Consider the following 12,530-nt stretch of genomic DNA (forward strand, 5'->3'; position numbering starts at 1 on the left):
CCGTCATCGCCGGCACCACCCCGCCGCGGCCGGGACCGCGAGCCCCTCGAGCTGCGCCAGGGCCAGCGCGTCGGCCGCGTCGTCGACGGACAGGCCGCTGCGACGAGCGATCTCGTCCACGTCGAGCGGACGACGGTCGAGCGCGTCCAGCACCCGCACCACGAGCGGATCGGACGTGGTCCCGAGGACGACCTCGGTCGCCACGGGCGAGGCGGTCCCACCGGGTCCGGCGCCCGACACCACCGCCGTGACCGGATCACGCGGATGCACGACGATCTGCGCGTTCCCCTCGGCGATCAACCGATGGCAGCCGACCGAGGCAGCGGATGCGAACGCACCGGGCACGGCGAACACCGGCCGACCGAGGTGCAGCGCATGGTGGGCGGTGTTGAGCGCCCCCGACCGGGCAGCGGCCTCGACAACCACGGTGGCGCCGGACAGGGCGGCGATCAGCCGGTTGCGGTGGAGGAAGCGCCAGCGCGTCGGTCGGGTCCCCGGCGGTGACTCGGACAGCACACGGCCACGACCGAGCACGTTGCGCAGCAGGTCGTGGTTGCCCGCCGGGTAGAACTGGTCGACGCCGCCGGCGAGCACCGCCGTCGTGGGCGTCCCCGCGGCGACGGCGACCCGGTGCGCGACCGCGTCGATCCCGTAGGCGCCGCCGGAGACGATCTCGACCTCGGCGTCGGCGGCGACCGAGGCGATCTCCGCGGTGGCCTCGGCCCCTGAGATCGTGTTCGCCCGGCAGCCGACGATCGCGAGCGCACCGCGGCACCCGGCGGCGCCGACCGGATCGTCGAGGTCCGACCGGCTCCACAGGACGAACGGCGCGTGCGGTCCGAGGTCGTCCAGCCCGCTCGGCCACCCGGGCGTCCCCGGGAGCAGCAGCCGGGCTCCGACCGCGGTGGCGGCAGCCGTCGCGGCGACGGCCCGGTCCTCCGATCCCGCGAGGCGTGGACGCCACCGTCCCACGGCGGCATCGAGCGCGGCACGCACCTGGTCCGTCCCGTCGGCGAAGGACGTCGCCGCGCCGATCCGCTCGACGAGTGCCCCGGTGTTCGTCCTGGCGGCCCGACGGACGAGCGCGAGAGCCGGGCGCGGCCCGAACAGGGCGATGAGTTCCCCGGCGACGGCATCACCCGGCTCGGCGAGGACGCTCCACGTGACCCGAGCGAGCGGGTCATCGTCGACCGCGGCGCTCACAGTGCGCTCCGCAACGCGAGTGCCCCCTGGACTTCCCGGGCGCCTGGACGCTCGACGTCGTCGAGGTCCGCCAGCGTCCACGACAACCGCATGACCCGGTCCCACCCCCGCATCGTGAGCGTGCCGCGGTCGAGCGCCCGGTCGAGCGGGTCCGTCGCACCCGGCTGCGCCCGCCCGTCGGCGCGGAGCCAGGGTCCGGTGACCTCGGCGTTGCACGCCCAGCCGGTGCCGCGCAGGCGTTCGGCCATCCGACCTCGAGCCGTCGCCACGAGCGCGGCGGCCTCGGCGGTCGTGGGCGCCGAGCCCTCGGTCGCGCGGATGGCACCCGTCGTCACCCGCGGCACCGCCACCCGGATGTCGATCCGGTCGAGGAGCGGCCCCGAGAGCCGCCCGAGGTACTTGCGCACCGTGCTGGGACTGCAGGAACACGGCGGACCGTTGCGGACCCCGGCGTTGCCACAGGGACACGGGTTCGCGGCGAGCACCACCTGGCACCGCGCGGGGAACTCGGCGCTGCCGACGCTGCGGTGGATCGTGATCCGACCGGACTCGAGCGGCTGCCGGAGTGCGTCGAGGACCGCTCGGGGGAACTCGGTCGCCTCGTCGAGGAACAGCACCCCACGGGTGGCCCGCGACACGGCGCCCGGTCGGAGCAGGCCGGATCCCCCACCGATCAGGGCCGTCGCCGACGACGAGTGGTGCGGCGCCTCCCACGGCGGCCGGACGCTCCACGACTGGCTGCCGAGTCCGCTGACCGAGCGCACCGCGGCGAGCTCGAGCGCCGCCTCGGCATCGAGGTCCGGCAGGAGCCCCGGGAGCCGCTCGGCGAGCATCGTCTTGCCGGCTCCGGGCGGTCCGAGCAGGAACATGTGGTGGCCACCGGCCGCGGCGGCGATCACGGCCCGGACACCCACGGCGTTCCCGATCACGTCGGCCAGGTCGTGCGCCTCGGGACGGGTCTCGACCGGGAGCGCCGGCAGCACCGGATCGGTCTCGACCGGCGGCAGGAGCGCTCCCGCCGTGATAGCGCTCGCCCGCAACGACGCGGTGCCGATCACCTCGATGCCCGGCACGATCCGTGCTTCGTCGACGTTGCCGACCGGCACCACGACCGTGCCGATGGCGGCGTCCCGCGCAGCGATCACCATCGGGATGACCCCGGGGACGGGCCGGACCCGTCCGTCGAGGCCGAGCTCCCCGATGTACGCGACGTCGCGCGAGACCCGGGGCGCGATCCCCTCGGCACCGAGCACGGCCATGGCGATGGCCAGGTCGAAGCCGGAGCCGCGTTTCGGGATCGACGCCGGCGTGAGGTTCACCGTGATCCGCCGAGCCGGCAGCGGACACCCGGCGAGGGCACTGGCGGACCGCACCCGCTCCCGCGCCTCACCCAGGGCGGCGTCCGGCAGGCCGATGATGCTGAACCCGGGCAGCTGGCTGGTGAGGTGCGCCTCGACCTCGATCACGCGCCCCTGCACCCCGACGAGCGCGATCGCCGAGGCACGCCCGATGTCCGCCGTCACAGCACGCCCGCCACGTGCTCGACGCCGATCCGGTCACCGTCGACGTGCACCGCAACCGCGTCGATGCGGATCGTCCGCGCGGACACCTCGGGGTGGTCGGCGAACCACGCCGGCACGAGTCGCCGCAGTCGCGCGACCTTCGACGCCGTGATCGCTTCGAAGGGATGACCGGTGGCGGCGCCGGACCGTGTCTTCACCTCGATGAAGCAGAGCGTGCACGACTGCCACGCGACGATGTCGATCTCACCCCGCGCACACCGCCAATTGCGTTCGACGAGACGGAATCCGTGGCGTTCCAGCCATTCCGCGGCCCGTTCTTCGCCGAATCGTCCGAGACTGCCGTTCCGCAGGGGTGATCGTTCCATGTCGTTGCCTCCACGACGACGATCGCGGACCGCCGAACACGATCGAGCCGGACCTCGACGAATTGTGGACGGGAATCAGCGGACGATCACCTGTGGAGGACAAAGGAAGGACCCCGGTCGGCCGAAGCCGTCCGGGGTCCTGCAGCAGGGCGCTCAGTGTGCGGCTGCGTACGCTTCCTGCACCTGGGTCGAGATGCGACCGCGGGACGAGACCTCGTACCCGTTCTCCTTCGCCCATTCGCGGATCTTCGCGAGCTCTTCCGAGTTGCCGCGCTTCGGCGCTGCCTTCGGAGCGGCACCGGCGGAACGACGACCGGACACCTTGCGCGCCGCGGCGACGTAGTCGGAGATCGCCTCGCGGAACTTGTCGACGTTGTCGTCGGTGAGGTCGATCTCGTAGGACGAACCGTCGAACGCGAATTCGACGGTGCGACCGGAGCCGGCGGTGATCGGGGTGTCGTCGAGGTCGTCGACGAGCTGGACGGTGACCTTCTGTGCCATGACGTGCTCCTTGTGCAGGGGACGGGAAATCCCCTTCACATTAGCGGGAGGAATGCACGCCGGCACAATTGTCGCGGCGATTCTCAGATTCTCGCATTTCCTGCGAAGAACTGAAGATCACTCGTCGAGCGCGAGTTCTTTCGGCAGCTCGAGTTCACGGGAAGTGAGTTCCTCGACGTTGACGTCCTTGAACGTCAGGACACGCACGGACTTCACGAACCGGTCGGAACGGTAGACGTCCCAGACCCAGACGTCGTTCATCGTCAATTCGAAGTAGAAATCGTGCTCGGTGTCCCGGCGGGAGAGTTCCACCTCGTTGGCCAGGTAGAAACGCCGCTCGGTCTCGACCACGTACCGGAACTGCGACACGACGTCGCGGTACTCGCGGTACAGGGCAAGTTCGACCTCGCGGTCGTAGTCGTCGAATTCGTCGTCATCCATCGCGCCCACAGTCTACGGCGACGGGAGCACCGGCGACACACCGCGACCGAGCCGCGACCACGTAGCGCGACCGAGCCGCAGCCACATCGCGTCACGCGACCGAGCCGCAGCCACATCGCGTCACGCGACCGAGCCGCAGCCACGGAGGAACCGCGCCGCTCAGCCCGCGAGCGCGTCCAACTCCGCGAACCCGTCCAACGCCACGCTCGACGCCTGGTGCAGCCAGCTCTTCCGGTGCAGTGCGTGCGCCCCGACCGCGCGGATCGCGTCGTAGTGCGCGGTCGACCCGTACCCCTTGTTCGACGCCCACGCGTAGTGCGGTGCCTCGTCGTGCGCCGCCGTCATGAGCGCGTCCCGGGCGACCTTCGCGACGACCGACGCCGCGGCGACCGACGCGCAGTCCCGGTCGGCCTTGACCCGCACGACGACCTCGAGCGGGTCGGACGGCAGCCGGAGCGTGGCCGGCACCGCACGGGTGAGCCAGTCGAACGAGCCGTCGAGGACGACCACGGCGCCGTCGAGCGAGAGCCCGTCGGCGACCAGGGCACCGATCGCCGACGCCCCGGCCTGTCCGAGCGCGGGGACGATGCCCTGCTCGTCGACCACCGAGGCGGACGCCATCCCCACCGCGGTGCGGGTCCACCGGCGGACGACGGGGTCGAGCGCCTCGCGACGAGCGGCGGTGAGCAGCTTCGAGTCGGCGAGCCCCTGGGGCACGCGACCGATGTCCACCGTCACGGCGGCGACACCGACGGCGACGGGTCCGGCGATCGCACCACGACCGACCTCGTCCATCCCGATGACCGTCACGCGTCCATCGGCGAGGAGCTTCTTCTCCACCCGCAGCGACGGCCGGACGGCGGTCACTTGTCCCGCTCCTCCACGCCGGCGAACACCTCGGGGTAGTCGTCGAGCCAGGTCCAGCGGCTCGACGGCCACGAGATCACGAAGGCCCGTCCGGTCACGTCGGACAGCGGCACGAACCCCTTCGACGGGGTGTCGCCGTTGTACCGCGAGTCCTTGGAGTCGTAGCGGTTGTCGCCCATCACCCAGATGGTGCCCTTCGGCACGGTCACCGAGAAGTCGGTCCCCGAGGCGCGGGTCTCCCCCGTCGGCAGCTTGAGGTAGGGCTCCTTGATGGGGACGCCGTTCACCGACATCTGACCGAGGTCGTTGCAGCAGGAGACCTTGTCGCCGGGGAGTCCGATGACGCGCTTGATGAGGTGGTCGTCGCTGTCACCGGTCCCCAGCCCGATCTGGGTGAGGAGCCAGTCGACGGCCTTCGCGGGCTGCGTGGTCGGCGTCACGCTCGGCACCTCGGAACCGGTGAGCCAACCGCCCGGGTCCTTGAAGACGACCACGTCGCCACGCTTCAGGGAGACCACGTCGGGGACGAGTTCGTTGACGATCACCCGGTCGTTGATCTGCAGGGTGTTCTCCATCGACGCCGACGGGATGTAGAACGACCGGATCAGGAACGTCTTGACGAGGAACGAGACGAGCAGCGCCGCGATGAAGATGATGACGAGGTCGCGGAGGAAGGTGAGGACACCGTTCCGCTTCTTCTCGACACGGGGTCGGCGCCCGGTTTCGTCAGTCGTGTCCGTCATTTCCGCTCTCGTTCAACCACAGGATCCCACCGTGGACGACACGCGTCCGCGAGACCGGGACGACGTGCGCCCACGGAAAGGGAAAGCCCCCCGTCGATGCACAACCGTACATGGACGAGGGGCCGACAGCGGCGTCCGGCTCGCGGGCGCTCACTGTGAAGGCGATCAGGAGTCGCGCTTCTCCTTGATCTTGCGACGGGCAGCCTTGCCGCGGAGTTCGCGGAGGTAGTAGAGCTTCGCGCGACGGACGTCACCCTTGGTGACGATCTCGATGTGGTCGATGATCGGCGAGTGCACCGGGAACCAGCGCTCGACGCCGACCTGGAAGCTCACCTTGCGGACCTTGAAGGTCTCGCCGAGGCCGTGACCCTGGCGTCCGATGACGACACCCTGGAACACCTGGACACGCGAGCGCGTGCCTTCGATGATGTTGACGTGCACCTTGATGGTGTCGCCGGGGCGGAAGTCCGGGACGTCGGTGCGCAGCGACGCTGCGTCGACGTGGTCGAGGAGCTGGCTCATGATTGGGTCACTCTCTGCGGACGCACACGGGTCGCCGCGGATCGAATTCGGTAAGTGAAGGTGTGTGCCCGGTGTCGGCGACTCCCCCGTGGCAGAGTCCAGCCAGGGCACGGCTACCCATCTTGCCACAGCAACCCACGTCCGCAAAACGCGCGAGGATGGTCGCATGATCGAACTCCGCACCCCCGCCGAGCTGGACGGCCTGCGCGCCGCCGGTCGGTTCGTGGCCGACGTCCTCGACGAACTCCTCGACACCGTCGACGTCGGCGTGAACCTGCTCGACCTCGACCGGGTGGCCGCACGGATGATCGCCGACCGTGGGGCGGTGAGCTGCTACGTCGACTACCACCCGTCGTTCGGGAAGTCGCCCTTCGGCAAGAACCTCTGCACCTCGGTCAACGACGCGGCGCTGCACGGCCTGCCGTCCGACCGCGTGCTCGTCGACGGCGACCTCGTGAGCCTCGACTTCGCCGCGAGCGTCGACGGCTGGGTCGCCGACTCGGCCGTGACGGTGCAGGTCGGCACCCCGCGCGAGGACGACCAGCGGCTGATCGACACGGTCGAGCGTGCGCTCGTCGCCGGCATCGCCCAGTTCCGCACGGGCAACAAGCTCGGGGACGTGTCGTACGCGATCGGTCGCGTCGCGAAGGACGCCGGCTACGACGTGAACCTGCAGTTCGGCGGCCACGGGGTCGGCCGGACGATGCACGGCGACCCGCACGTCCCGAACGACGGACGGCCCGGGCGCGGCCTGAAGCTCCAGCGGGGGCTGGTCGTGGCGATCGAGCCGTGGCTCATGCAGGGCACCGCGGAGCTCTACCAGGACGACGACGGCTGGACGCTCAAGAGCGTCGACGGCTCACGCGCCGCGCACGTCGAGCACACCGTCGCGGTGACCGAGTCCGGTCCGGAGGTCCTCACGCTTCGTCGCGCCCAGCGCACCGACGCGACCGTCTGACGGTCTGGAGGCGCGGTGCGGGCCCGCACCGCGCCTCCAGACCCGCGGTGCGGAGCCGGGTCCTCCCCCTGACGTCACGGGCTCAGCGACAGCTCACGCACTCGACGGCGCGTGCGGTGTCGCGCAGCGCGAACGTCCGGAACAGCGCGGAAAAGCGCGACGGCCCGGGACAGCGTGCAAGAGCGCGAGGGTCCGGGACGGCGCGCGACAACGCGACCGCGCGGACGCCCGGAACGGGACGGGACGGGCTACGCGTCCGGCAGCAGATCCGGCCGGACGCGCCGCGTCCGCTCGACCTGCTGCTCGTGCCGCCAGTCGGCGACGCGGCCATGGTGTCCGCTGAGCAGCACGTCCGGCACGGCCAGGTCTCGCCAGAGCGCCGGCTTCGTGTAGGACGGGTACTCGAGCAGCCCGTCCTCGTGCGACTCCTCGACGAGGGACTCGGGGTTGCCGACGACGCCGGGGACGAGCCGCCCGACGGCCTCGATCATCGCCATCGCCGCGACCTCGCCGCCGTTCAGCACGTAGTCGCCCAGCGAGAGCTCGACGACGGTGCACCGCGACGCGGCCCACTCGAACACGCGGGCGTCGATGCCCTCGTACCGCCCGCAGGCGAACACGAGGTGGTCCGACGTCGACGCGAGCGACCGCGCGATGGACTGGGTGAACGGGGTGCCGGCCGGTGTCGGCACGACGAGGGTCGACGACCCGTCGGGCCGCAGGATCGACTCGAGCGCCTGCGCCCAGGGCTCGGGCTTCATGACCATGCCCGCTCCCCCGCCGTACGGGGTGTCGTCGACGGTGCGGTGCCGGTCGGTCGTCCACGAGCGGAGGTCGTGCACGTGCAGGTCGAGCAGACCCCCGGAGCGGGCCTTGCCCAGCAGCGAGACGTCCAGCACGGAGAAGAACTCCGGGAAGATCGTGACGATGTCGATGCGCACGCGCGCTAGTCCGTCACGGTCTCGGGGCGGGACGTGTCCTCGGGATCCTCGAACAGCCCGGTCGGCGGCGTCACGGTGACGGTGCCGGCGGCGATGTCCACCGCGGGCACGATCGCCGAGACGAACGGCACGAGGACCTCGCCCCGCGACGGGGTGTCGATGGCGAGGAGGTCCTGCGCCGGCAGGTGGTCGACCCGTGCGACGGTGCCGACCTCGACGCCGTCGCGGAGCACCGTCAGCCCGACCAGCTGGTGGTCGTACCAGGCGTCGTCCTCGCCGGTCTCGGCGTCGGCGTCCTGTTCGACCCAGAGGATCGCCCGCGCGAGGGTCTCGGCGGCGGTGCGGTCCCCGATGCCCTCGAAGAAGGCGACCGGGTGGCCGTTGTACCAGCGGAGCTCGTCGAGCGCGATGGTCTTGCCGGCCCAGGGCGAGTCGTCCGGGACCTGGAGCGTGAACACGGCTCCTGGCGTGAACCGACGATCCGGGTCGTCGGTGTAGAGCTCGAGCTTGATGCCGCCCTTGAGCCCGTGCGCCTTCGTGATGCGACCCACCCGGAGCTGGGTCGTCTCCCTAGGAATCGGTGTCGACCACGTCGACACGCACCCGCTTGCCGTCGGCGAGAGCCGTGACGAGGGTGCGCAGCGCCTTTGCGGTCCGTCCGGCGCGGCCGATCACGCGGCCGAGGTCCTCGGGGTGCACACGCACCTCGAGGACCTCGCCCCGCGCGGAGGTGGAACTGGCGACGCGCACGTCGTCAGGGTGATCGACGATCCCCTTGACGAGGTGCGTCAGCGCGGATTCGAGCAAGGAATTACGCCTCGGTCGTCTCGTCGGCGGTCTCGGCCTCGTCGGCCTTGGCGGCGGGGGCCGTCTTCTCCGACTTCGGCTTGAGGACGGCCTTCTTGGAGGAGTCGACCTGGAAGGCCTGCTTCGGCTCGGCGACCTTGACCTTGGACTCGGTGTCCTTCTCGCCCTTGAACTTGGCCCAGTCGCCGGTCAGCTTGAGGAGGGCCGCGACCTGCTCGGTCGGCTGCGCGCCGACGCCGAGCCAGTAGAGCGCACGCTCGGACTCGATCTTGATGACCGAGGGCTCCTCGGTCGGGTGGTACTGACCGATCTCCTCGATGACGCGACCGTCGCGCTTGGTGCGCGAGTCGGCGACGACGATGCGGTAGTACGGCGCCCGGATCTTACCGAGACGCTTGAGACGGATCTTGACAGCCACAAATGCTCCTGTTGCGTGTTGTTGTGGTTGAACCGGACCGCGGGCGTGGGGGCACACACGGTGGAAGCTCGATGAGACCGTGATCCGCTGGATAGAGGGTCGAGCGGACACGATTCGACCGTTCATTCTTGCAGGTTTCCGAGCGAGAAGCGAGTCGGGACGCGCCGTCAGGGTGCGAGTCGCCGAACCGCCTCGAGCGCTTCGGAGGTCGCACGCACCGCGTCGACGCTCCGCGCGTCGCGTGCGCCGCCCACGACGGCGTACGGCACACCGGCTGCCCGGAGGCGCGGCTCGAGTCCGTCGGACGGCCCCGCGCCCGCCTCGACTCCCGTCCCGAGCGCGCGCTCCTGCCCGGCACAGACCACCACGGTGTCCGCGGGGATCCCCCGCTCCTCGCCGTGCTCGTCACGGATCCAGAGCACGCCGGGCTCGATGCGCAGGTACTCCTGCACGCCGCCGACGAGGTGCACGCCGGCGTCCCGGAGCCGTCCGATCGCCACCCAGCGCGAGGTGATGCCGATCCCCTGGCCGAACTTGCCGGAACGGCGGAGCACCGTGACGTCGCTGCCGGGTCGGAGCGTGCGGGTCGCCACGGGCAGCCGTTGCGGCACGTCGCCCACGACGGTGTCGGCCACGTCGAGGTCCCAACGGGCGCCGAACTCGCTCGCGCGACGGGCCTCGTCGGGCGACTCGACCAGGAAGGCCGCGGTGTCGACGCCGATCCCGCCGCCGCCGATGATCGCGACGGTGCCCGCCGGGACGCCCTCGCGGAGCGCCCGCTCGTAGGACCGGACGTGCGGCAGGTCGGCACCGGGGACGTCGATGGTGCGCGGCACGACCCCCGGGGCGAGCACGACGGCCTCGCTCGTGGTGAGGTCGGGGGCGGTCGCGGCCCGACCGAGGTGGATCGTCGCGCCGCGGGCCTCGAGCTCCGCACGCGCGGCGCGGACGGTTGCCGCGTAGTCCTCTTTCCCCGGGACGAGCGCGGCGAGGTCGAACTGTCCGCCCAACCGGTCGGACGCCTCCCAGAGGGTCACGGTGTGGCCCCGGCGCGCCGCGTCGACCGCGGCGGCGAGCCCGGCCGGTCCGCCGCCGACGACGTCGACGCGCTTCGGGTCGGTCGTCGGCCGGGCGGGGAAGGCGACCTCGCGGGCAGCGCGCGGGTTGACCAGGCACGACACCGGCTGACCGATGATCGACCGGTCGAGGCACGCCTGGTTGCAGCCGATGCACGTGTTGACGAGGTCGAAGGCGCCGTCGAGCGACCGGTTCACGATCGCGGGGTCGGCGAGGAACGGGCGCGCGAGGGCGACCGCGTCGAGGAGCCCGTCGGCCAGCACGGCCTCGCCGTCGCGCAGGTCGGTCATCCGGTTCGACGCGATGACCTTGACGTCCGGGTACGCCGACGCCCGGACGACGCCGGCGATGCGGGCGGCGTACGCGAGCCACGCGCCGTGCGGCACCGCGGCCTGCACGGTCGGCGTCCGGGACTCGTGCCAGCCGATGCCGACCGAGATCCCGTCGAGGCCGAGCGGCAGCAGCTCGTGCACGAGCGCGTCCACCTCGTCGTCGGTGGACGAGCCGGGCATGAGGTCGGCGCCGGAGAGCCGGATCGTCACGGCGAGGTCCGGCACCGCCCGGCGGACGGCCTCGACGACCGCGACGGTGAAGCGCCGACGGCGGACGGCGTCCCCGCCCCACTCGTCGTCGCGCAGGTTCGTCAGCGGCGACTGGAACTGGTTGATGAGGTAGCCCTCGGACGCCATGATCTCGACGCCGTCGAAGCCGATGTCGCGCGCCGACCGGGCAGCGGCGGCGAAGTCCTCGATCGTCCGTTCGATCTCGGCGACGGTCAGCTCGACGGGCACCACGCCCCGTGCGGCCGCCCACGGCAGGGCCGACGGCGCGACCACCCGCTGCGGCGCACCGTGTCGGTCGACCATGCCCGACGCGAGTGCGTACCGGCCGGCGTGGAAGAGCTGCGCGAGGATCACCGACCCGGACTCGTGCACGGCGTCGACCGCCGTGCGGAACCGCTCGTCCGCTCCCCCGACGCCGAACACGGCGAAGTCCGGCCCGCCCCGTGCCTCGTCGTTGACCGCGATCCCGCCGGTGATGATGCACGCGGCACCGCCCTCGGCGCGTTCGCGGTAGAACGCCGCCATGCCGGCCCCGCCGTCGTCGTGCACCTCGAGCCCGGTGTGCATCGACCCCATGACCACCCGGTTCGGGAGCGTCAGGGGGCCGAGCGTCCACGGCGAGGAGACGACGGCGAGGTCGGGCATGGCGACGGTGCTCATGCGCCTACTCTGCCGTGTCGGACGCCGGGTCGGCAGCAGCGTCGGACGCCGCGTCGGCCGGCGGCAGGACCGCGTCGCGGAGCGGCGAGGTGGTGTCCGCCCAGTACGGCGGCGCGATGACGGTCAGCCCGCCGTCCACCGACAGGGTCTGCCCCGTGATGTACGACGCCTTGTCGGAGAGCAGGAAGTCGACCGCGTCGGCCATGTCGTCGGCGGTGCCGGGACGCTGCAGCGGGAGCTTCTCGAGCACGCTCTGCATCGGTGCCATGCCCGGCACCGAGTTGTAGAAGTAGTCGAGCGAGTCGGTGTCGATCAGCCCGCCGTTGACCGCGTTGACGGTGACCTGCCGGGGACCGAACTCGACGGCCATGTACTTCGTGTACGCCTCGGTCATCGCCTTCGCGGCACCGAGTGCGGCGTAGGTCGGGAAGGCACGGAGCGAGCCGTAGGACGTGACGACGACGATCCGGCCGCCCCGGTCCATGAGCTCGGCGGCGCGCTGCGCACCGAGGACGAACGAGCGGGCGTTCGTCGCGTAGCTGCGGTCGAGGTGGTGCAGCTTGAGCTGGTTGACCGGCTTGAAGGCACTCGCGGCGGCGTTCGCGACGAACATGTCGAGGCGTCCGTAGGTGTCGCGCACCAGGTCGAACAGCGCGTCGATCGACTCGGGCTGCTCGATGTCGACCTGCGCCGTGATCCCGTCGCCGCCGGCGGCCTTGACGTCGGCGAGCGACTCCTCGGCGAGGTCGGCGTTGCCCTTGTACGTCACCACGACGGTGACGCCGCGCTGGCCGAGCTTCTGCGCGAGCAGGCGGCCGATGCCGCGGGAGGCACCCGTGATGAGGGCGATGGGAGCAGTGGTTGCAGCCAATGTGTTCCTTGCGTTGTCAGGGCCTGGAGGCGCGGTGCGGGCCCGCACCGCGCCTCCCGGCTGTGGAGTG

15 protein-coding genes are annotated in these 12,530 nt (G+C 71.4%); 1 reads left to right on the forward strand and 14 read right to left on the reverse strand.

Translation table 11 applies throughout. The features are described 5' to 3' along the window. Window positions 1-3 precede the first annotated feature (3 nt). The 8 genes from dprA to rplS all read right to left on the reverse strand — a co-directional run bounded on the left by dprA (window position 4) and on the right by rplS (window position 6,165). Window positions 4-1,203, reverse strand: a complete 1,200-nt coding sequence (gene dprA / locus ACQXVK_RS09535; RefSeq protein ID WP_430853397.1) for a DNA-processing protein DprA — start codon at window positions 1,201-1,203, stop codon at window positions 4-6. Next, complete coding sequence (locus tag ACQXVK_RS09540) at window positions 1,200-2,726, reverse strand: YifB family Mg chelatase-like AAA ATPase (protein WP_430853398.1); 1,527 nt, start codon at window positions 2,724-2,726, stop codon at window positions 1,200-1,202. Before ACQXVK_RS09540 ends, dprA begins: the two co-directional genes overlap by 4 nt. After that, window positions 2,723-3,091, reverse strand: a complete 369-nt coding sequence (locus ACQXVK_RS09545) for a YraN family protein (protein ID WP_022905814.1) — start codon at window positions 3,089-3,091, stop codon at window positions 2,723-2,725. Before ACQXVK_RS09545 ends, ACQXVK_RS09540 begins: the two co-directional genes overlap by 4 nt. Before the next feature lie 153 nt (window positions 3,092-3,244). After that, window positions 3,245-3,592 carry a histone-like nucleoid-structuring protein Lsr2 gene (locus ACQXVK_RS09550; RefSeq protein ID WP_402263661.1) on the reverse strand — a complete coding sequence of 116 codons (348 nt, stop codon included), beginning with the start codon at window positions 3,590-3,592 and terminating at the stop codon, window positions 3,245-3,247. Window positions 3,593-3,709: 117 nt separating this feature from the next. After that, window positions 3,710-4,033: a DUF2469 family protein gene (locus ACQXVK_RS09555; RefSeq protein WP_031261428.1), complete on the reverse strand. Its 324-nt coding sequence runs from the start codon at window positions 4,031-4,033 to the stop codon at window positions 3,710-3,712. Between the two features lie 159 nt (window positions 4,034-4,192). Continuing rightward, window positions 4,193-4,900, reverse strand: coding sequence for a ribonuclease HII (locus ACQXVK_RS09560; RefSeq protein WP_022905817.1), 708 nt, complete (start codon window positions 4,898-4,900; stop codon window positions 4,193-4,195). Next, complete coding sequence (lepB, locus tag ACQXVK_RS09565; RefSeq protein WP_402263664.1) at window positions 4,897-5,643, reverse strand: signal peptidase I; 747 nt, start codon at window positions 5,641-5,643, stop codon at window positions 4,897-4,899. The genes ACQXVK_RS09560 and lepB overlap by 4 nt, the downstream gene beginning before the upstream one ends. Window positions 5,644-5,808: 165 nt before the next feature. Continuing rightward, window positions 5,809-6,165 carry a 50S ribosomal protein L19 gene (gene rplS, locus ACQXVK_RS09570; RefSeq protein ID WP_022905818.1) on the reverse strand — a complete coding sequence of 119 codons (357 nt, stop codon included), beginning with the start codon at window positions 6,163-6,165 and terminating at the stop codon, window positions 5,809-5,811. Between the two features lie 166 nt (window positions 6,166-6,331). Here rplS and map point away from each other — a divergent pair, with 166 nt between their 5' ends. After that, complete coding sequence (map, locus tag ACQXVK_RS09575; RefSeq protein WP_430853399.1) at window positions 6,332-7,123, forward strand: type I methionyl aminopeptidase; 792 nt, start codon at window positions 6,332-6,334, stop codon at window positions 7,121-7,123. 248 nt (window positions 7,124-7,371) lie between these two features. Here the strand turns inward: map and trmD are convergent, their stop codons facing one another. The 6 genes from trmD to ACQXVK_RS09605 form a co-directional block, all read right to left on the reverse strand. Next, window positions 7,372-8,064 (reverse strand): tRNA (guanosine(37)-N1)-methyltransferase TrmD, encoded by a 693-nt coding sequence (trmD, locus tag ACQXVK_RS09580; RefSeq protein ID WP_022905820.1) that lies wholly within the window; start codon window positions 8,062-8,064, stop codon window positions 7,372-7,374. Between the two features lie 5 nt (window positions 8,065-8,069). After that, window positions 8,070-8,615, reverse strand: a complete 546-nt coding sequence (rimM, locus tag ACQXVK_RS09585; protein WP_022905821.1) for a ribosome maturation factor RimM — start codon at window positions 8,613-8,615, stop codon at window positions 8,070-8,072. Between the two features lie 19 nt (window positions 8,616-8,634). Continuing rightward, complete coding sequence (locus ACQXVK_RS09590) at window positions 8,635-8,871, reverse strand: RNA-binding protein (protein WP_022905822.1); 237 nt, start codon at window positions 8,869-8,871, stop codon at window positions 8,635-8,637. A 4-nt stretch (window positions 8,872-8,875) separates the two neighbouring features. Beyond that, window positions 8,876-9,289 (reverse strand): 30S ribosomal protein S16, encoded by a 414-nt coding sequence (rpsP, locus tag ACQXVK_RS09595; protein ID WP_022905823.1) that lies wholly within the window; start codon window positions 9,287-9,289, stop codon window positions 8,876-8,878. Between the two features lie 167 nt (window positions 9,290-9,456). Then, entirely contained in the window at window positions 9,457-11,589 is a 2,133-nt protein-coding gene (locus ACQXVK_RS09600) for an FAD-dependent oxidoreductase (RefSeq protein ID WP_430853400.1), read from the reverse strand. Window positions 11,590-11,593: 4 nt separating this feature from the next. Continuing rightward, window positions 11,594-12,460, reverse strand: coding sequence for an SDR family oxidoreductase (locus ACQXVK_RS09605; protein ID WP_430853401.1), 867 nt, complete (start codon window positions 12,458-12,460; stop codon window positions 11,594-11,596). Window positions 12,461-12,530: the final 70 nt, after the last annotated feature.

The sequence above is a fragment of the Curtobacterium sp. AB451 genome, from assembly GCF_050585845.1.
Classification (GTDB): Bacteria; Actinomycetota; Actinomycetes; order Actinomycetales; family Microbacteriaceae; genus Curtobacterium.